Source organism: Agrobacterium sp. RAC06 (assembly GCF_001713475.1).
GTDB lineage: Bacteria > Pseudomonadota > Alphaproteobacteria > Rhizobiales > Rhizobiaceae > Allorhizobium.
Genome location: NZ_CP016499.1, coordinates 1273279 through 1292828, shown reverse-complemented (window position 1 = coordinate 1292828; position 19550 = coordinate 1273279). Strand labels below are relative to the sequence as shown.

The following is a 19550-nucleotide window of genomic DNA, read 5'->3' as shown; positions in this document are numbered from 1 at the left end:
ACTTCAGTTCTTCCCCGCAAACCGATCCGTCGCCCGGATCAGCTGATCGAGGATGCCAGGCTCGAGATAGGCATGACCCGCACCCTCGATCAGGTGGAAATCCGCCTTCGGCCAGGCCTTGTGCAAAGCCCAAGCATACTTCGCCGGGCAGGGCATGTCGTAGCGGCCGTGGATGATCACGCCGGGAATGTCCTTCAGCTTGTAGGCATCGCGCAAGAGCTGACCTTCCTCCAGCCAGCCTGCATGGACGAAGAAGTGGTTTTCGATGCGGGCAAAGGCGAGTGCGAAGTCCGCGTCGTAGAAATGGCCGGAATAATCAGGGTTCGGCAGAAGCGTGATCGTCTCGCCTTCCCAGGAGCTCCAGGCCATCGCACAGCGCAATTGCTCCTCGCGGTCGGTACCGGTCAGCCGGCGACGATAGGCCGCCATCATCTCGCGACGCTCATTTTCCGGGATCGGCGCGCAAAAACGCTCCCACTTGTCGGGGAACATCTCGGAGACGCCGAACTGGTAGTACCAGTCGAGCTCGGCCTTGGTCAGCGTGTAGATGCCGCGCAGCACGAGTTCGGACACGCGCTCCGGATGGGTTTCGGCATAGGCAAGCGCCAGCGTCGAACCCCAGGAACCGCCGAAGACGAGCCACTTTTCAGCGCCGATCATCTGACGCAGCCGCTCGATATCGGCGACCAGGTGCCAGGTCGTATTGGCCTCGATCGAGGCATGCGGCGTGGACTTGCCGCAGCCGCGCTGGTCAAAGAGGATCACATCATAAAGCGCGGGATCGAAGAGGCGGCGATGCGACGGGCTGGTCGCACCGCCCGGGCCGCCATGCAGGAAGACGGCAGGCTTGGCACCTTTGGTGCCGAAACGCTCCCAATAGATCTGATGCCCGTCGCCGACATCTAGCATGCCGGTCTCATAGGGTTCGATCTCGGGATAAAAGCCCCGCAATTCATTCGTCATGTCATGTCCTTTTCGGCGGCCAGGCCACCGTATCGTGATCGGGATGTTGCCGTGAGGTGGCGGCGATCCCGGCATTGCCCGCCGGAAGGTCCGACCGGTCGGTCTGCTTTTCCGGCAGTCCGAAAAGTCTGTCGAAGTACGGCACTCGGCTTTCGACCCCATCCTGCGAAATGGGTTGGGCTAGCTCCGGCTTATCGAGACTGCCGATCGTCACGCTGATATAGGGCGAACCCTTGGTGCGGAAGAAGAGCGGCGTACCGCAATCCTTGCAGAAGCCGCGCCCGCAAGGATCAGACGACTGGAACCAGCTTGGCTCGCCGCGCATCAGCAAAAAATCTTCCTGGCGCGAGCCGGCCAGCGCCATGAAAAAGTTGCCGCTCGCCTTCTGGCACATGCGGCAGTGACAGATATGCGGATAGCCGAGCTCGCCCGCGATCTTGTAGCGGATCGCGCCGCATTGGCAGCCACCGGAATGCACCTGACGGGTCATTGATCATCCTCCGGCGGCCACTCAGCCGTGTCATGGTCGGGATGCTGGAAGCTCTCGATCGAGGCGAAAAAGGCCTCCATCTCTGGGCTGGAATATGCGGGCTTTTCGAAGAGATGGTCGATCCAGGGCAGGCGCTTGTGGTGATTGACCTGGATCTGCGGCTCGAACAGCTCCGGATGGTCGAAGGCGCCGATGGCAAGTTCCACACCGTTGGGGTGGTGATAGGAGAGCGGCGTGCCACATTTGGCGCAGAAGCCGCGCTTCACCTTGGCCGAGGAGCGGTAAAGCATCGGCTGCCCGCGCGTCCAGGTCAGATGCGCCTGGTCGGCGGTGACAAAGGCGCCGAAGAAGGAGCCGAATTGTTTCTGGCACATACGGCAATGGCAGATCGACGGGCGCCCAAGCTTCGACGCCTGGAACCGGACCGCGCCGCATTGACAGCCACCGCTTTCGATTTCGCTCATCTCGACGTCCTCATTGCATCGTCACATAGACCGTGACGCCGATGATCACGGCAGCCACCAGAACGCCCTTTGCGATCAGCCCGTAAAGCAGCCATTTCGGCATTTTGGTGTTGGGGTTGGGTTGGGTCATGGGTTCGACCTGACCCAGTTTTCTACCTTGAGGCCTGATACTCGGCCGAATTCTCGGACCTTGGCCGTCACCAGGGTCACGTCCAGAGATCTTGCATGCGCGGCGATGAAGAGATCCGTCGAACCGATCGGCGTTCCATTCCGTTCAAGGTCGAGGCGAATCTCGGCAAAATGGGAAGCTTCCTTGTCTTCGTAGGGCAGGATCGAAACCCGATCGAGAAGGTTTTCGACCAGGAACGTCAGGCGCTCGGAGTTGCGTTTCAGAATGCCGAAACGCAGTTCGGACGCAACGATCGAACTGATCGCCACCTGCGCGTCGCCGACGCTCTCGATCATCGTGGCGGCGGATCCATGCGGGTTGCGGATCACGTCCGAAACAATATTCGTGTCGAGCATGTAGCGAGGCGTATTCACAGCTCGACGTCCCGCGTTGGCGGTTCACGAAGGTCGAAGTCGAAGTCCTCTTCGATTGGCTCCTGGCGGCGCAGCCATTCGATCATGCTTTCCTTCTTTGCCTGGACGGGTTCTAGGGTGATCTTGTCACCCTCCTTGCGCATGATCGCCTCGTCACCGGGGAAGTCGAACTCCACGGGAATGCGAACGGCGCGGTTGCGACCGTTCTTGAAGATCCGGACATGTCTTTCCAGTTCCATTCGCATCTCCTGAGTTGGCATATGCCAAGCATATGCCAACGGTTTCCCCCAAGCAACTACCGCTTGACCTCCCAGGTCGTTACCCGCTCGCCGGTATCCTTGTCCTTGCCGTCCTTGAGCTGAATGCCCTTTTCGCCAAGCTCGTCGCGGATGCGGTCGGCCTCGGCAAAGTTCTTCGCCTTCAGCATTTCGAGCCTGAGGTCGACGAGGGCCTGGACGGCGGCGGAGAGGTCGTCGCTGACTTCTGCCTTCTTCGGCGCAACACTGAGCAAGGCGGCGGAAGCCGCGAACAACGGCAGCTTCGACGGATCCGCATTCGCTGCCTGCGCGAGTGCATGAATCGCCTGAACGGCAGCAACCGTATTCAGGTCGTCCGAAAGGGCCTCAATAACCGATGCATCCGGGGCGGTATCCCCGGCATCACCCGCCGGCCACTTCGCCAGCAGGCGTTCCGCCTCCTCAAGCCGCTTCACCGAAAAATCGATCGGCTCGCGGTAATGCGTCATCAGCATCGCCAGCCGCAGCACCTCGCCCGGCCACTGGCGACCGCCGAATTTCTCAGTCGCCAGCAACTCGTTGATCGTGACGAAATTACCCTCCGACTTCGACATCTTCCGGCCTTCGACCTGCAGGAAGCCGTTATGCATCCACACGGTCGCCATCAGGTCGTTGTCGAAGGCGCAGCAGGACTGGGCGATCTCGTTTTCGTGGTGCGGGAAGATCAGGTCCAGTCCGCCGCCATGGATGTCGAACTGGTGCGGCTTGGCTTTCGCCTTGGGGGACAGGCGATCCTTGATCTCTTCCCAGAGATAGCGGTCGGACATGGCGGAGCATTCGATATGCCAGCCGGGACGCCCATAGATCGGCGTGGTGATCTTCTCGAAGGTGAAGCTCGCCGGCCAGCCTGGCTCTGTGTCAGCGGACTGCTTCCACAGCACGAAATCGGCCGGGTTCATCTTGTGGCTTTCGACCGCGACGCGGGCGCCTGCCTGCTGGTCTTCGAGCTTGCGCTTTGACAGCATGCCGTAATCGGCCATCGACGCGGTCGAAAACAGCACTTCATGGCCTTCCGAACCGCTGGCGACATAGGCGTGGCCCATGTCGAGCAGCCGCTGGATGATCGTGATCATCTGCGGAATGTTGTCGGTGGCGCGTGGCTCGACGGTCGGCTTGAGGCAACCGAGCGAGGCGACGTCCTCGTGGAACTGGCTTTCCGTCTTGCCGGTGACGGCCCGGATTGCCTCATTGAGGCTCATCGATCCGTCGGCGATCTGCCCGCCGAAATCGCGCAGTGCCCGCGCGTTGATCTTGTCGTCGACGTCGGTGATGTTGCGAACGTAGGTGACCTTGTCCGCGCCATAGGTGTGGCGCAGCAGCCGGTAGAGCACGTCGAAGACGATCACGGGGCGCGCATTGCCGATATGGGCAAAGTCGTAGACGGTCGGCCCGCAGACATACATGCGCACATTGTCGGGGTCGATCGGTTCGAAATCGACCTTCTCGCGTGTGAGCGTGTTGTAAAGCTTGAGGCCGCCGGCCATGTGAAACTCCCAAAATGATTGACCCGGCTGGACAGGGTCGTTTGTCATCTGGGGCTATGCAGGAGACGAAAACGGCCAGGCCAGCGAATGCGCTAGCGAATAATGATCCCGCAAATGGTGCAGAGGCTCGTTTTCATGCTGGGTGTTATGGCGCGGGTCGTGATTTTGGTCAAGGGCGCTTGCGGCGTCCCGAAAAGCGGCATGTCCGTGTCCGTCACTGTGGATACCTGCTCCTCGGCTTAAGTCTTTTTCAAGATTACTACCCCAATTCTAGCGTGGTATTCCCCCGCCCTCGGAGATGATCTTCGGTATGGACCACAGCCTGCATCTGCCAACAGTGATGATCGTCCATGCGTTGATCACACTGATATCGACGGTCGTGACGATTTATATGTGGCTGCGAAACCGAGACAGCCGGATCCTGCCTCTCCTCGTTGCGGCCGGGCTCGCCGGCTGCACGGCAATGTTTCTGCATTCTGCCCGCAGTTCGTTGCCGCTTTTCTTGTCGTCGGGCATCGGTCTCGGGCTCGGCGTCTTCGCCGTCGGCCTCTACTGGCAGGCGGTCGTTGTGTTCGAGGGCGGCAAGGCCTCTCTAACAAAGGCCGCCATCGGGCTGATTGTCTGGACGGCGCTCTGGCTGATGCCGGTCGTCTATCAATCGATAGAGGTAAGAACCACTATTCTCGGCGCCCTGATTGCCGGCTACTGCTTCCTTACGGCGCGAGATATCTTGCGCAAGGCAAAGCGAGAGCCGTTGCCGTCCAGGTCGATTGCAGCGGTGGCAAATCTCATTCGAGGCGCGATTTGGCTGGTGCCGGTGCCGCTCTCTCTTCTCGTGGGCCCGGCCTATGCGGCCGATGGCACGACGGCACCCTGGTTTGCCTATGTCGTGCTGGCCAACTCCATGATGATCGTGCTGACGCTCGTCGCTCTGCTGATGCTGGCGAAGGAGCGCGACGAACTCCGTTATCGACTGGCTTCCGAGCGCGATCCCCTGACCAATCTCGCCAACCGGCGCACCTTCGTCACGGAAGCCAAGGCCGCTCTCAGCCAGGAGGGCGGCACGAGTGTGCTGTTGCTAGACATCGATCACTTCAAGACCGTCAACGATACCCATGGCCATGCCGCCGGCGATCAGGTCCTGATTGCCTTTTCACGTGCCATCGAACAGCGGATGCCCAAGGGCTGCCTCTTTGCCCGTCTGGGTGGCGAAGAATTCGCCTGTCTCTTGCCGCGCATTGGCGTGCAACAGGCGCTCGCCCTGGCCGAAGAGTTGCGCCTTACAGTCGCGGGCATGGCGATGTCGCCGCTCTCACCCCTGCAGGTTACCGTCAGCATCGGTGTTGCCGAAGCCAGTGCGAGCGGTGCGGATCTCGATATGCTCCTGGCCAGCGCCGATGCCGCTCTCTACCGGGCCAAGGCGGATGGACGAAACTGCGTTCGTCTCTGCGAACCCGCAGTCCTTTTGGAGCAAACGGCAGCAACGCTCGCCCTGGTCGCGGGTGAACCGCGTCGCTCGGCTCCTCGCATCCGTCGGCGAGGCAAGTGATCAGGTAGCTGCTCGCACCGGGCGGACAAGGCCCAGAACCAGAGCACATCCGACGATGATGACGGCACCACCCGCCAGCTGCATCACCGTCAGCGGTTCGTCGAGTACGAGAGCCCCGACCAGCACGGCAACGACGGTCACGACGAATTCGACGCTGATCGCGGCGGTCGCGCCGATGCTTTTGACCAGACCGAAATAGAGCACATAGGTCAGCGCACTCATCAAGGCTGCCAGTGCCACGAGATAGAGGTAGTCGATCGCTACAGGTGTTCCGGGAACAGGCACGAACCACAGAAGCGGCAGCGTCAGGATACCGCCGGCGATGAAGGAGCCGATCGTCACCTCCCAGGGGCCGGTGCCGGAAAGGTGCCGGCTCGCATAATTGCTGCCGAAGGCGGCCGAGAAGGTTGAGCCGACCATGGCGGCACAGCCGAGCAGGAAGGCGCCAGTGACCGGCACGGCCGGGAAGCCGACCAGCATGATGATGCCGATCGTTCCAAGCGCAAGTCCAAGCACACGCGCAGGCGTGATCCGCTCCAGCCCCCAGAGCTGCGCGATGACCATGGAAAAAAGCGGGATGGACGCGACGAAGATTGCGGCCATCGCCGTGCCGATCAGCGGCGTCGCATAGGAAAGCCCCACCAGCTGCCCGGCCACGGTCGTGGCGCCTACGACCGCGAAAGGAAGCCAGCCTGCGCCGAAGTCAAGCCGGCGTCGCATAGCCCTTGCAATCACGTAAAGCAGGGCGCCTGCGATGAAGCAGCGAAACGTCACCGCGCCGATCCAGCCGAACGCATCGACGACATGCAAAAGCAGCAGGAACGACAGTCCCCAGGCCAGGGACAGATAGGCATAAGCGGCAAAATCTCTGGGCGACATGGGTGATCCTGCTACGGGACGGCCGCCGCTAGGGTGGTGGTCCTTCCTTACTCCGGCATCCGGTAATCGACCATCTTGCCTTCGCGAACGATGAACAGCTTGCCCGTTTCCGTCTGGTCCGGGCCGACGAGCGGCAAGAGCTTGGCGGCAACTTCTGACGGATGCGGCAGAGTGGCTGGATCTTCGCCCGGCATGGCCTGAGCGCGCATCGCGGTGCGGGTAGCACCTGGATCGACGGAGAGCACGCGCAAAGGGAGGCGCTGGGTCTCGGCCGCCCAGGTGCGGGCGAGCGCCTCGACGGCCGCCTTGGAGGCGGAGTAGGGGCCCCAGAACGGACGGCACTTGTGGGCCGCACCCGAAGACAGGATCAGAGCACGACCCTGGTCGGACTTGATCAGCAGCGGCTCCAGCGAGCGGATGAGGCGCCAGGTGGCGGTGACGTTGATCGTCATGACCTTGTCGAAAACCTTTGCCTCGACATGGCCGATCGGCGAGATGACACCGAGCACACCGGCATTGAGGACTGCGATGTCGAGCTTGCCCCAGCGCTCGAAGATATGCCCGCCGAGCTGGTCGATGGCGGCCATGTCCGACAGGTCGAAGGGGACCAGCGTCGCAGACCCGCCGACGGCCTTGATGGCGTCATCCAGCTCTTCCAGGCCACCTACGGTGCGGGCGCAGGCGATCACATGCGCGCCGGCCTTGGCGAGTTCGATCGCGGTGAAATAGCCGATGCCGCGCGAGGCGCCGGTGACGAGCGCAAGCCGTCCCTTGAGGTCGATGGTCATGGTCTGTCCTATATCCCTAGAGCATGTCCGGCTTAAGCCGGATCACATGCTCTATCTCCTTGTTTTAACGCAGTCCGGACGCAAAACCGCTGGCGCACTTTTGCTGGACTTGCTCTGGAGCTCAGCCGTTGGCGGCGAGCATGCTTTCCTTGCGGCCCGGCTTCTCGCTTTCCTTGTCGACAAGGCGCGTCGGATAGTCGCCGGTGAAATAGTGGTCGGTGAATTGCGGGTTGGCCGGATCGCGCGGAGCGCCGCCGACCGCGGTGTAGAGGCCGTCGATCGACAGGAAGGCAAGCGAGTCCGCGCCGATATACTTCGCCATCGCCTCGTCGCCGGCATACTGGTTGGCAAGCAGCTTGTCCCGATCCGGCGTGTCGATGCCGTAGAAATCAGGATGGAAGATCATCGGGGACGCGACGCGGATATGCACCTCCTTGGCGCCGGCATCGCGGATCATCTGGACGATCTTCAGCGAGGTCGTGCCGCGCACGATGGAATCATCCACCAGCACGACGCGCTTGCCCTCGATCATTGCCCGGTTGGCCGAATGCTTGAGCTTTACGCCGAAAGCGCGGATCTGCTGCGTGGGTTCGATGAAGGTACGGCCGACATAATGGTTGCGGATGATGCCGTATTCGAAGGGGATGCCGCTTTGCTGTGCGTATCCCAGCGCCGCCGGCGTGCCACCGTCCGGCACGGGCACCACGACATCGGCTTCAACAGGCGCTTCCTTGGCCAGGTTCATGCCTGCATTCTTGCGGGTGGTGTAGACGTTGCGGCCGGCAACGACCGAGTCAGGCCGCGCGAAATAGACATATTCGAACAGGCAGACGCGTTCCGGCAGGGGACGGGCCGGCATGCGGGACTCGATCGTCACGGAGCCGTCGGCCTGCGTTTCGCAGATCACCACTTCGCCGTTCTTCACGTCGCGCACGAACTTCGCGCCGATGATATCGAGCGCACAGGTCTCCGAACAGAAGATCGGCTTGCCGTCGAGTTCACCCATGACGAGCGGACGGATGCCGATCGGGTCGCGGGCGGCGATCAGCTTGGTGCGGGTGAGCGCGATCATCGCATAGCCGCCTTCCATCTGGCGGATCGCATCGATGAAGCGGTCGGTGGTCGAGGCATGGCGCGAGCGGGCGATCAGATGCAGCACCACTTCGGTATCCGAGGTCGACTGGCAGATGGCGCCGGTCGCAATGATCTGGCGGCGCAGCGTCAGACCGTTGGTGAAGTTGCCGTTATGGGCGATTGCAATGCCGCCTTCTTCGAGCTCGGCAAACAGCGGCTGGACGTTGCGCAGCGCAACTTCCCCTGTCGTCGAATAGCGGGTATGGCCAATCGCCTGCGGGCCGGGCAGTTTCGCGAGCGTCGCCGGATTGGTGTAGTGGTCACCGACGAGGCCCATATGCTTTTCGGTATAGAACTGGCGCCCGTCGAAGGAGACGATGCCGGCTGCTTCCTGGCCGCGATGCTGCAGGGCGTGCAGGCCAAGCGCTGTCAGGGTCGCAGCATCCGGATGACCGAGAATGCCGAACACGCCGCATTCCTCGTGGAACTTGTCGTCCTGGCTGCCATAGACGACGTAAGAAGGGCTGATCTGCTTCATGGCGAGGGCCTTTGCTCCGGGGACAGACGCGGGATGCTGCGCTTTGAACAGGGAAGCCGCCGGTCTGTCCCGATCCGGCGGCATCTGTGTCTTGTCTCATGTCGCGCGGCCGAAGCCGCGAGAGGATCAGTTGTTCTGGGCCGGAGCCTGTTCGGGCGCCTGCTCGGCGGGAGCCGTTTCGCCAGCAGCGCCGGCTTCCGGCTCGTCGCGGCCGAGGATGCGCTCGCGGATCTGCGGCTCGATGTCTTCCGGCAGGACGGCCTCAAGTTTCTGCACCAGCGAGTCGAGGAAGGGTTTGGACTTGGAGTTGTTGACCCAGTCCGGCCGCTGCGGCTCGTTGATCAACCAGTTCCAGAAAGCCACCGCAACGACCAGCAGCAGCAGGCCACGGGCCGCGCCGAAGAGAAAGCCGAGCGTGCGGTCGAGCGCGCCGATGCGGCTGTCGATGATGAAGTCGGCAATGCGCGAAGTGATGAAGGAAATCACGATCAGCGCAATCAGGAAGATGATGCCGGCAGACCCGGCCATCGCGATCCGCGGATCGTTGGTGTAGCTCATCAGATAGGGAACGAGCAGGGGATAGAGATAGTAGGCGGCAGCAACCGAACCCGCCCAGCTCGCGATGGACAGCACTTCACGCGAAAAGCCACGCACCATCGCCAGCACCGCTGAAAACAGGACGACGCCGATGACGATACCGTCGAAAATTGTGATGGGCATAAATACCAACTCCAAGGCTGCCGGAAAAGACCGGCATTGATGTCACCGCGATTCCGCCGGAACGCGTGATACCACGCGTCGGACCGGATCAACCGTCTTCCTGACCCGTGGGGGCTTTCAGCCGGGAACCGGCGATCCGCGCCACGAGATCGGGAAGGCTGTCCACTTCCCTCCATTTGCCTGCCGAACCCTTTGGAAGGTCCGGGGAGGCAGCCGGCAAGACCGCAGCGGAGAAACCGAGCTTTTCCGCCTCTTTCAGCCTCTGGGCCGTATGGGCCACCGGCCTCACCGCCCCCGACAGGCTGACTTCGCCGAAATAGACGCAATCGGCCGGAAGGGCAATACCGGCCAGCGACGAAACCAGTGCCGAAGCAATCGCCATGTCGGCCGCCGGTTCACTGATCCGATAGCCGCCGGCAACGTTCAGGTAAACGTCATGTTGACCGAGCCTGATCCCGCAATGCGCCTCCAATACCGCCAAAATCATGGCGAGGCGGGACGAATCCCAACCGACGACCGCACGACGAGGCGTGCCGAGCGAGGTGGCGGCCACCAGTGCCTGCACCTCGACCAGCACGGGCCGTGTTCCTTCCATCCCGGCAAAGACCGCCGCGCCCGGGGCTTTTTCGTTGCGTTCGCCGAGGAAGAGCTCGGATGGATTGGCGACTTCGCGCAGACCCTTGTCCGACATTTCGAAGACGCCGATCTCGTCGGTCGGTCCGAAGCGGTTCTTCACCGTGCGCAGGATGCGATAGTGATGGCCGCGATCGCCCTCGAAATAGAGGACGGCATCGACCATGTGCTCGACGACGCGAGGACCGGCGATCTGGCCTTCCTTGGTGACATGCCCGACCAGCACCATGGTCGCCCCGGTCTGCTTGGCAAAGCGGATCATTGCCTGAACCCCGGTGCGCACCTGGGTCACGGTCCCCGGCGCGCTGTCAGCCGTATCGCTCCACAGCGTCTGGATCGAATCGATGATCACGAGATCCGGCCGCTTGCCCTCTGAAATGGTGGCGAGGATGTCCTCGACATTGGTTTCGGCGGCGAGCAGCACATCCGTATCGGCAGCGCCCAGTCGCTGGGCGCGCAGCCTGACCTGGGCGACCGCCTCTTCGCCCGAGACATAGATTACCCGATGACCACGCCGCGCCAGCGCCGCCGCTGCCTGCATCAGGAGCGTCGACTTACCGATGCCAGGGTCCCCACCAATAAGGACCGCCGAACCGCGCACAAAACCGCCACCGGTTGCCCGATCGAGTTCACCCATGCCTGTCGGAATGCGCGGCGCTTCCTCAATCTCGCCAGACAGCGAGGTGAGGGTGACGGGCCTCCCCTTCTTTGGCGCCTTGCCGGGACCGGAGCCGATCCCGCCCATCGGATCTTCCTCGACGATGGTGTTCCACTCGCCGCATCCATCGCATTTTCCCGCCCAGCGGGAATGCACTGTGCCGCAGTTCTGGCAGATGAATTGGGTCTTGGCTTTGGCCATGAATTACAGGTCGCTTTCGGGGAAATCGTCGGGGGAGATATTTTGGCGGCCGTGCGTGATGCGCAGCACAACCAGAGTGTCGTCGACGAGACGAAAATAGATGCATCGACGTCGATAGTGAAATGCGCGCAATCCGGTTTTGACCCAATCGCTGGCGACCCCCGGGTTTCTGGAGGCAGCCAGGTCGCCAATCTTTTGTTCGATATCGGCCGTGAAGCGCTCGGCTGGAACAGGACTTCGGACATAAAGGTAGGCGTAGATCTCGATGAGATCCTCGACGGCTTGGGGTGACAGTCGATACGGTCGACCGGGACTGCTGTTCACCGTCGTGCTTTCGCTTCGGCGACAATGAATGCCGTGAGGTCGCCGGGCTTGGAGAACTCCCTGAAGTCACCAGCATCCACCGATCGGTCCGCGTCATCGATCATCGTGCGCAGTTCCTTGATCCGCTCCAGCCGCTCGTTCTGAGCCAGCAGACGAAGGCCAGCCCGCAGCATATCCTCAGCAGAAGCATAGATGCCGTTGCTGATCTGCTGCTCGACAAAGGCAGATTCGTCAGGTTCGAGCTGTACCTGAACAGTCGCTTGGGATGGGCTTTCTTCGGTCATCAGATGCTCCATTTATGGGAACAATAGCAGAACAAATCCACCCGCGCCAGACCTCAGTCTTCCCCCTCGAGATAGATCCGTTCATAGCGCAGCCCAAGTCCGGTGAGCATTTCGTAACCAATCGTGCCGGCGGCGCGGGCCACCTCGTCGAGCGGCATGGAGGGGCCGAGGAGTTCGATATAGTCGCCGCTGCGCACCGCATTGTCGGGCAGATCGGTGATGTCGAAGACGGTGAGATCCATGGTGACCCGGCCGACGACCGGCACACGCCGACCGGCGATCACCCCCTCTGCACCAGCAATTCCTGTCCCGCGCAAGGCGATACCCGAGCCGGAGAGATTGCGCAGATAGCCATCCGCATAACCGACGCTCGTAACGGCGAGCCGGCTGTCGCGCGCCAGCACATGCGTTGCGCCGTAAGAGACGCTTTCGCCGGCTTTTGCCTCGCGGATCTGCAGGATGCGGGCCTCGGCCTTGACCACCGGCTGCATCGGGTTTCTGGCGCCGCTGACAGCCTCCCCGCCATAGAGCGCGATTCCGGGACGGGTGAGATCAAAGTGGTAATCCGAGCCGAGGAAGATGCCGGCAGATGCCGAGAGGCTGGAATCAACACCTTCGAAAGCCGCGCTAACCTCCCGGAATTTCTCGAGTTGCTGGCGGTTCATCGGCGAAGACGGATCATCGCCGCAGGCGAGATGGCTCATGACCAGAACCGGATCGAGGCTTGCCGGACGCGAGACGTCGTCGGTCAGCGCCAGCGCGTCGGCCATCGGTAGTCCCAGCCGGTTGAAGCCGGTATCGACATGCAGGGCGCAAGGGTATGGGCCGCGCTCGGTGAGCACCGCCATCCAGAAGGCAAGCTGTTCCTCGGATGCGATAACGGGCACGAGATCGTTCTGGAAGAAGATCTCTTCCTGGCCCGGCCAGATGCCTGACAGCACGAAGATGCGAGCCTCGGGCGCATAGGGGCGGAGTGTGGCCCCCTCCGCCGGCACCGCGACGAAGAAGTCGCGGGCGCCCGCGTGATACAGAACCTGACCGACATCCTCGATGCCGAGACCATAGGCATCCGCCTTGACGACGGCGGCCGTCCGGGCCTTGCCGGAGCGGCGTGCCATCTCTCGCCAGTTATCAGCAATCGCCGAGAGATCCACGGTCAGGCGCAGCGGTGCCGAAAGAAATTCCTCCGGCGCATCGAGGATGGTGAAACGGTCTGTCATGGAGGCTTCGGGTCAGTTGATCGATGCGCCGACCCTAGCACTTTTCTTCAAGACGAAAATGCGGCGGCCCGATATTATGCTGCTATGCACAGTGTTTCGCAGCAGGAGGCCGCCGAGGCCAATCCGGTCTCACGCAAGGAGCGAACCCGCTTCTGGCGGGACGGGCGCTTCCGCGACATGGAATGCCTGACCGCTTCCTTCATCACGCATGAATTCTCGCCCCATTCGCACGACACCTTCTCGATCGGCGCGATTGAGGTCGGCTGCCAGGTGGCAAGCATCCGTGGCACGCGCGAACACACCGGCCCCGGTGCGCTCTATCTGATCAATCCGGGCGAGATCCATGACGGCCAGCCCGGCGCGCCGGACGGCTATCGCTACCGGATGATCTATCCCGAGGTCGCGCTGCTGACCGACATCATCGAGGACGTGACGGGCCGCGCCTTCCATGGCATTGCGAGCTTCGGTCGACAGCTTCTGACCGACCCGGAACTTGCCAAGGCCTTCAACCTTGCCCACCGCCGGATCGAGAGCGGTGAGGTTGCGGCACTGGAGGGCGAGGAGAGCATGTATTGTGTTCTCGCCACCATGTTCGCCCGCCACGGCAGCGAGATCATCCGCGCGCCTGACCACAGCGAACCCTCGGCCATGCGCCGGGTCCGCGATCATATCGCCGCCCATTTCGACGACGAGATCGGCCTCGAGACGCTGGCGAAAGTGGCGAACCTCAGCCGTGCCCACATGATCCGCGCCTTCCGCAAGCAGTATTTCATCACGCCGCATGCCTTCCAGACGGACATGCGCATCCGCCACGCCCGGCATCTGCTCCGATCAGGCGCCACTCCGTCGGACACGGCAGCGGCCTGTGGCTTCGCGGATCAGGCGCATATGACCCGGCAGTTCAAGGCGCGGACCGGCCTTACCCCAGCCGTCTTCCGCGCCGGCTGATATCAGTCACTTTCGTTCAAGACGGCGCGTTACCAAACCGGCTAGACCCTCCGTGAACAGGAGGCCCCATGAAAGCACAAGCATTGCGGCGCGAAGCCCTCGACGGTTTTCGCGCCATCCTTCCCCTGATCATCGCCGCAATCCCCATCGGCTTCGTCTTCGGCGCGGTCGCGACTGGCAAGGGTCTTTCGCCGGTTGAGGTGACGCTGATGAGCGCGCTGGTCTTTGCCGGCGGCTCGCAATTCGTTGCCATGGATCTGTGGACCCACCCGGCCTCCTGGACGGCGCTCGGCTTCGCAGCACTTCTGGTCAATCTCCGCCACGTACTGATGGGCGCCTCGCTGGAACGCAGCCTCGACCTCTTCCGCCCTTGGCAGAAGCTGCCGACGCTGCTCATCATGGCGGACGAGAACTGGGCGCTGGCAGAGGCGCGGGCTAGGACGACCGTGCTGACGCCAGCCTACTATCTCGGGCTCGCCTTGCCCTTCTATCTCGGCTGGGTGGCATCGAGCCTCGCTGGCGCGCTCTTCGGTGCGCTGATCGGCGACATCGCCATCTATGGCCTGGATTTCGCCTTCCCGGCGGTCTTCATCGTGCTGCTGACCGGATTCTGGAAGGGCAGGGAGACCGGACTGGTGCTGGCGGCCAGCGGACTTGCGGCGCTCACCGTCCAGGCGTTCGTGCCGGGCGCCTGGTACATTGCCGCCGGCGCACTCGCGGGCCTTGCGGCGGCTTTCATTCCGCTGAAGCAGAAGGAGCAGGCGGCATGAGCCTCGATCCCACAACCCTCGCGACCATCCTTGCCATGATGGCCGCCACGGTTTTCACCCGCTTGTCCGGCGCATTCCTCGTGCGCCGTCTCAAACTCGGTGCCAGCGCCGAAAAGGCACTCGCCACCGTCCCGCCCGCCGTGCTGATGGCCGTGGTCGCGCCGACGGCGCTGGCAACGGGCTGGCCTGAGACGATCGGTTGCCTGGTGGTTGTCGCAGCGGCGCTGCGTCTGTCACTGTTGCCGGCAGCAGTACTCGGCGTCATCTCCGTAGCGCTCCTGCGTCTATTCGGCCTCTGACCCGAAAATGAGTAGGGCGCCTCTGGGGCGCCCTCCGATCTCACGGTTCTTCGTATTGGATGAAGCTCGGTTCGGCCAGATCCGCAAAGCGGGTGAATTCCGACTGGAAGGCGAGCTTCACGGTGCCGGTCGGTCCGTGACGCTGCTTGGCGATGATAACGTCGGCCGTACCCTTGACCTTCTCCATATGCGCTTCCCATTCCGGATACTTCGGATCGGCGATGTCGCGGGGCTCGAGGTTCTTCACATAGTATTCCTCGCGGAACACGAAGAGCACGACGTCGGCGTCCTGCTCGATCGAACCGGATTCGCGAAGGTCGGAGAGCTGCGGGCGCTTGTCTTCGCGGTTTTCAACCTGACGGGAGAGCTGGGAAAGTGCAACGATCGGCACGTTCAGTTCCTTGCCCAGCGATTTCAGGCCCGTGGTGATCTGGGTGATTTCCTGCACGCGGTTTTCGCCCGACTTGCCCGAGCCGGTCATCAGCTGGATATAGTCGATGACCAGGAAGTCGAGACCGCGCTGACGCTTCAGACGACGGGCACGGGCAGCGAGCTGGGCAATCGAGATACCACCGGTCTGGTCGATGAACAGCGGCACCTTCTGCATGGTCTGGGAAAAGCCGACGAGCTTCTCGAATTCGTGCTCGGTGATGTCACCGCGGCGGATCTTAGAGGAGGAGACTTCCGTCTGCTCGGACATGATACGGGTGGCCAGCTGTTCAGCCGACATTTCGAGTGAGTAGAAGCCGACCACGCCGCCGTTTTTCGCCTTGAAGGAGCCGTCGGGCAGGACTTCCGGCTCATAGGCGGCCGCGATGTTCCAGGCGATGTTGGTCGCAAGCGAGGTCTTGCCCATACCCGGACGACCGGCGAGCACGATCAAGTCGGAACGCTGCAGTCCGCCCATCTTAGCATCGAGCGACATGATGCCGGTGGAGACGCCCGAGAGGTTGCCGTCACGCTCGAAAGCAGCCCCTGCCATGTCGACGGCCTGGGCGACCGCATCCGAGAAGGACTGGAAGCCGCCGTCGTAGCGGCCGTTTTCGGCCAGCGCAAAGAGGCGGCGTTCGGTGTCTTCGATCTGCGCCTGTGGTGGCATGTCGAGCGGCGCGTCGTACGCGATGTTGACAACGTCCTCGCCAATCTGGATCAGCGAGCGGCGCAGCGCCAGATCGTAGATAGCGCGACCATAGTCCTCCGCATTGATGATTGTGACCGCTTCGGAAGCAAGCCGCGCGAGATACTGCGCAACGGTAAGGTCGCCGACCTTCTGGTCGGCCGGCAGGAAGGTCTTGATGGTAACCGGGTTCGCTGTCTTGCCCATGCGGATGATCTCGGAGGCGACCTCGAAGATCTTGCGGTGCAGCGGCTCATAGAGATGCTCGGGCTTCAGGAAGTCCGAAACGCGGTAGAAGGCATCGTTGTTGACGAGAATGGCGCCGAGCAGTGCCTGTTCGGCTTCGATATTGTTCGGAGCCTCCCGATAGAGCGGCTCAGTCGGTTGGACCGGGCTCAGTTTGCGCGCAGCATCATTCATTCGTTCATATCCGTTCAGAGTGTCGGCGGTGGCTGCACCATAGCGAGAACCTGGGCCAGCGGAATGGCCCGCGCAGCAACCCACATTGATTCACAGGCGCCCAATCGCGACTTTAGAAAAAGCCGAGCAATCCGATCTTTTCGGTTGACTGTGACATCAGCCGAATCGGCGATCTGGAGCGTTCATTTTAGCAGAGCGCAAACGAAAAACGCCCGGAAAAATCCGGGCGTTTCGTCTCCGCGATGGCGGAAAAATCAGTCGTCTTCGCCGTCCATGTCTGCGTCCGGATCGAAGAAGTCTTCCGGACGAAGAGCGTCTTCGTCAACGCCGTAGATGGCGTCGGCCGAGGTCAGGCTTTCGCCCTTGGCCTGGCGCTCGGCTTCTTCAGCCGAACGGGCAACGTTGAGCTCGACGGACAGTTCGACTTCCGCATGCAGGTGCAGGGTGACCTGGTGGATGCCGATGGCCTTGATCGGGGTGTTCAGTTCAACCTGGTTGCGGCCGATGTTGAAGCCTTCGGCAGCCAGGATTTCGACGACGTCACGAGCAGCGACCGAACCGTAGAGCTGGCCGGTTTCGCCAGCCGAACGGACGACGATGAAGGACTTGCCGGCGAGAGCGTCGGCAACGGTCTGGGCTTCCGACTTGCGCTCGAGGTTACGGGCTTCGAGCGTGGCGCGCTCGGCATCGAAACGCTTCTTGTTGGCTTCGTTGGCGCGCAGCGCCTTGCCCTGCGGCAGCAGGAAGTTACGAGCGAAGCCGTCGCGAACCTTGACGGTTTCGCCCATCTGGCCGAGCTTTGCGATGCGTTCGAGGAGAATGACTTGCATGATCCTGTTCCTTTCAGTTGTCAGTGTCGGAGTTTGAAGTGTCGGCCTTGCCGGCCGGCGTCAGGGCAACGGTCCGTCGTGTGTCCGAAAGGCCGATGATGAAGGGGATCATGAGCGGAAGCAGCATGATCGAAGAGAGATAGGCGAGCACGAGGGCCGGCAGGCGCCAGTCCTTGCCCCGGGTCTTGAGATGCATGGAGGCAAAGCCAGCCATCAGGAAGCCCGCGCCGAAGGTGCCGCAGACAACTGCCCCGATCATGGCGGGCACGCCGCCGATGAAGCAGGCGACAATGCCGGCGAGGAAGATGAAGACCGTGTTGCGGTTCATCCGGAGCGCCGACGGAAAGTCTTCGCGCGGACGCTTGTTGCGGCCGGAAGCCGTGACGATCCGCATGGCGATGTAATACATCATCGTCAGCAGCAGAACCCAGGTGCCGCCCTGGATGATCGGCAGCAGGATGACCATGGTCCGCTTCAACTGCTCGAGCGCCACGGCATCGGGCAGCATGGCCGGATCCTGCGTGCTCATCGCCTGCGTCATCGCATCAACAAGCTGGCCCGTGAATTCCGGACCAAAGCCGATGATCACGCCGAGCACGACGACGGCGATCGACACGAAAGCACAGAGCTGAAGAAGAATATCGGAAAGGGGATACCAGGCGATCAGGTGGTCAGGGCCGCCGATTTCGGACGCTGGACGCGCCAGGCTCGACAGGTGTGCCAGCCAGCCGGCCGGCCCGAGCGTGAAGATTGTCATGCCGAAGGCAAATGTCGGCGATACGCTGACCATACCGAGAAGGGCGGCCGTCACCATCGCGGTGATGGCGGCGGCATTGCCCCAGCCGAGGCCGACGATCAGAACGGGAAGGGCGGAAGCAGCATAGAGGATGGAGGCAAGCGTGGGCTGTGCCGCAGCACCCAGCACGAGCAGGGCGGCGGTAATGCCGGCAACAAAGCCGGTCGTCAGCGATTTCGCATCCAGGTTCTTCAATGTCGCTGTCCTGCTGTTCTAGCAGTTAGGGGAGAGGCTAACGCGATCTCGCAAGAGCCATCCCCAACATGGGTTTTCACCTGACGTCGCGGCAATCGCGCCATCTGGCGGTCGGTTCCGATCCGCGCCCAACGCGGAAGGGATGAAGCCCGCCGGCGGAGAGCCGGCAGGCTTCGGATCAGATTACGCTACGACGTACGGCAGCAGGCCGAGGAAACGGGCGCGCTTGATGGCCTGGGCCAGTTCGCGCTGCTTCTTCTGGGAAACTGCGGTGATACGCGACGGAACGATCTTGCCGCGCTCGGAAATGTAGCGCTGCAGGAGACGGACGTCCTTGTAGTCGATGCGCGGAGCGTTTGCGCCCGAGAAGGGGCAGGTCTTGCGACGACGATGGAAAGGACGACGTGCCTGAGAAGAGGATGCATCAGCCATTGTGTGTTCTCCTATTGCTCAGATTACGCGCGGTCTTCGCGCGGACGACGCTCGAAGCCACCTTCACGCGGGCCACGGTCCGGACGCGGACCACGATCGCCACGGTCACCGAAATCGCGACGCGGGCCACGATCGTCGCCGTCACGACGCGGACGGTCGTCACGGTCGCGCTTCTGCATCATGGCAGACGGGCCTTCTTCGTGGGCTTCAACAGCGATGGTCATGTAACGAAGAATGTCTTCGTTGATGCGCATCTGGCGCTCCATTTCATGGACGGCCGGTGCCGGAGCATCGATGTCCATCAGGGCGTAGTGAGCCTTGCGGTTCTTCTTGATGCGGTAGGTGAGGGACTTGAGGCCCCAGTTTTCTACGCGCCCGACCTTGCCGCCGTTAGCTTCGATGACACCCTTGTACTGTTCGACGAGGGCATCAACCTGCTGAGCGGACATATCCTGCCGGGCAAGGAATACGTGTTCGTAAAGAGCCATGTAAGCTTTGCCTTTTCTTGCGGTTGTCGTCACCCGGATCCGGCGCTAAGCCTCACAGACTGCTCCTGTGCGGCGTGTGCCGCGGCAAGAAAAGTGTTGTGTTCGAGACGGTCGAGAGCGGAGACACGGGAGACCGGAAACCCTTCT

General features: G+C 62.1%; 23 protein-coding genes. 4 read left to right on the top strand and 19 right to left on the bottom strand.

What is annotated here, in order from left to right; all coding sequences use genetic code 11:
- Window positions 1–3: 3 nt before the first annotated feature.
- The 6 genes from pip to cysS form a co-directional block, all read right to left on the bottom strand.
- The gene (pip, locus tag BSY240_RS06220) at window positions 4–963 is read right to left on the bottom strand and encodes a prolyl aminopeptidase (RefSeq protein ID WP_054150484.1); all 960 of its coding nucleotides are present in this window, start codon (window positions 961–963) and stop codon (window positions 4–6) included.
- A 1-nt stretch (window position 964) separates the two neighbouring features.
- A complete protein-coding gene (locus BSY240_RS06215) occupies window positions 965–1453 on the bottom strand; it encodes a GFA family protein (RefSeq protein WP_054150485.1) in 489 nt (162 codons plus the stop codon).
- Window positions 1450–1917 carry a GFA family protein gene (locus tag BSY240_RS06210; RefSeq protein WP_069041734.1) on the bottom strand — a complete coding sequence of 156 codons (468 nt, stop codon included), beginning with the start codon at window positions 1915–1917 and terminating at the stop codon, window positions 1450–1452. The genes BSY240_RS06215 and BSY240_RS06210 overlap by 4 nt, the downstream gene beginning before the upstream one ends.
- 126 nt (window positions 1918–2043) lie before the next feature.
- Complete coding sequence (locus BSY240_RS06205) at window positions 2044–2442, bottom strand: type II toxin-antitoxin system VapC family toxin (protein WP_069041733.1); 399 nt, start codon at window positions 2440–2442, stop codon at window positions 2044–2046.
- Window positions 2443–2456: 14 nt separating this feature from the next.
- Window positions 2457–2699, bottom strand: coding sequence for an antitoxin (locus BSY240_RS06200; protein ID WP_054150488.1), 243 nt, complete (start codon window positions 2697–2699; stop codon window positions 2457–2459).
- Between the two features lie 56 nt (window positions 2700–2755).
- Window positions 2756–4240 (bottom strand): cysteine--tRNA ligase, encoded by a 1485-nt coding sequence (cysS, locus tag BSY240_RS06195; protein ID WP_069041732.1) that lies wholly within the window; start codon window positions 4238–4240, stop codon window positions 2756–2758.
- A gap of 310 nt (window positions 4241–4550) precedes the next feature.
- Here cysS and BSY240_RS06190 point away from each other — a divergent pair, with 310 nt between their 5' ends.
- Window positions 4551–5789 carry a GGDEF domain-containing protein gene (locus BSY240_RS06190; protein ID WP_069041731.1) on the top strand — a complete coding sequence of 413 codons (1239 nt, stop codon included), beginning with the start codon at window positions 4551–4553 and terminating at the stop codon, window positions 5787–5789.
- On the opposite strand, the gene BSY240_RS06185 is transcribed toward BSY240_RS06190, so the two are convergent.
- From BSY240_RS06185 to alr, 8 genes are all read right to left on the bottom strand, one after another.
- On the bottom strand, window positions 5790–6668 hold the full coding sequence (locus BSY240_RS06185; RefSeq protein ID WP_069041730.1) for a DMT family transporter: 879 nt from the start codon (window positions 6666–6668) through the stop codon (window positions 5790–5792). It lies immediately after the preceding gene.
- A gap of 47 nt (window positions 6669–6715) precedes the next feature.
- Window positions 6716–7456: an SDR family NAD(P)-dependent oxidoreductase gene (locus BSY240_RS06180; RefSeq protein WP_069041729.1), complete on the bottom strand. Its 741-nt coding sequence runs from the start codon at window positions 7454–7456 to the stop codon at window positions 6716–6718.
- Between the two features lie 121 nt (window positions 7457–7577).
- A complete protein-coding gene (gene purF, locus BSY240_RS06175) occupies window positions 7578–9068 on the bottom strand; it encodes an amidophosphoribosyltransferase (protein ID WP_054150707.1) in 1491 nt (496 codons plus the stop codon).
- A gap of 126 nt (window positions 9069–9194) precedes the next feature.
- A complete protein-coding gene (locus tag BSY240_RS06170; RefSeq protein WP_054150493.1) occupies window positions 9195–9788 on the bottom strand; it encodes a CvpA family protein in 594 nt (197 codons plus the stop codon).
- 88 nt (window positions 9789–9876) lie between these two features.
- Window positions 9877–11280 (bottom strand): DNA repair protein RadA, encoded by a 1404-nt coding sequence (gene radA / locus BSY240_RS06165; RefSeq protein ID WP_054150494.1) that lies wholly within the window; start codon window positions 11278–11280, stop codon window positions 9877–9879.
- A gap of 3 nt (window positions 11281–11283) precedes the next feature.
- Window positions 11284–11604 carry a type II toxin-antitoxin system RelE/ParE family toxin gene (locus BSY240_RS06160; RefSeq protein ID WP_236759319.1) on the bottom strand — a complete coding sequence of 107 codons (321 nt, stop codon included), beginning with the start codon at window positions 11602–11604 and terminating at the stop codon, window positions 11284–11286.
- On the bottom strand, window positions 11601–11888 hold the full coding sequence (locus tag BSY240_RS06155) for a type II toxin-antitoxin system ParD family antitoxin (protein WP_171901551.1): 288 nt from the start codon (window positions 11886–11888) through the stop codon (window positions 11601–11603). Before BSY240_RS06155 ends, BSY240_RS06160 begins: the two co-directional genes overlap by 4 nt.
- Before the next feature lie 53 nt (window positions 11889–11941).
- The gene (gene alr / locus BSY240_RS06150) at window positions 11942–13108 is read right to left on the bottom strand and encodes an alanine racemase (RefSeq protein WP_069041728.1); all 1167 of its coding nucleotides are present in this window, start codon (window positions 13106–13108) and stop codon (window positions 11942–11944) included.
- An 84-nt stretch (window positions 13109–13192) separates the two neighbouring features.
- Between alr and BSY240_RS06145 the strand changes: the two genes are divergently transcribed.
- From BSY240_RS06145 to BSY240_RS06135, 3 genes are all read left to right on the top strand, one after another.
- Window positions 13193–14056 (top strand): AraC family transcriptional regulator, encoded by an 864-nt coding sequence (locus tag BSY240_RS06145; protein WP_069041727.1) that lies wholly within the window; start codon window positions 13193–13195, stop codon window positions 14054–14056.
- Window positions 14057–14124: 68 nt separating this feature from the next.
- Window positions 14125–14826 carry an AzlC family ABC transporter permease gene (locus BSY240_RS06140; RefSeq protein ID WP_069041726.1) on the top strand — a complete coding sequence of 234 codons (702 nt, stop codon included), beginning with the start codon at window positions 14125–14127 and terminating at the stop codon, window positions 14824–14826.
- Window positions 14823–15125 carry an AzlD family protein gene (locus BSY240_RS06135; RefSeq protein WP_054150499.1) on the top strand — a complete coding sequence of 101 codons (303 nt, stop codon included), beginning with the start codon at window positions 14823–14825 and terminating at the stop codon, window positions 15123–15125. The genes BSY240_RS06140 and BSY240_RS06135 overlap by 4 nt, the downstream gene beginning before the upstream one ends.
- Window positions 15126–15165: 40 nt before the next feature.
- Here the strand turns inward: BSY240_RS06135 and BSY240_RS06130 are convergent, their stop codons facing one another.
- From BSY240_RS06130 to rpsF, 5 genes are all read right to left on the bottom strand, one after another.
- The gene (locus BSY240_RS06130) at window positions 15166–16662 is read right to left on the bottom strand and encodes a replicative DNA helicase (RefSeq protein ID WP_054150500.1); all 1497 of its coding nucleotides are present in this window, start codon (window positions 16660–16662) and stop codon (window positions 15166–15168) included.
- 254 nt (window positions 16663–16916) lie between these two features.
- Window positions 16917–17492 (bottom strand): 50S ribosomal protein L9, encoded by a 576-nt coding sequence (gene rplI / locus BSY240_RS06125; protein ID WP_054150501.1) that lies wholly within the window; start codon window positions 17490–17492, stop codon window positions 16917–16919.
- Window positions 17493–17505: 13 nt separating this feature from the next.
- On the bottom strand, window positions 17506–18483 hold the full coding sequence (locus BSY240_RS06120; protein WP_069041725.1) for a DUF2232 domain-containing protein: 978 nt from the start codon (window positions 18481–18483) through the stop codon (window positions 17506–17508).
- 183 nt (window positions 18484–18666) lie between these two features.
- Window positions 18667–18915, bottom strand: coding sequence for a 30S ribosomal protein S18 (gene rpsR / locus BSY240_RS06115; protein ID WP_006727431.1), 249 nt, complete (start codon window positions 18913–18915; stop codon window positions 18667–18669).
- Between the two features lie 23 nt (window positions 18916–18938).
- Window positions 18939–19403: a 30S ribosomal protein S6 gene (gene rpsF / locus BSY240_RS06110; RefSeq protein WP_054150503.1), complete on the bottom strand. Its 465-nt coding sequence runs from the start codon at window positions 19401–19403 to the stop codon at window positions 18939–18941.
- Between the last annotated feature and the right edge of the window lie 147 nt (window positions 19404–19550).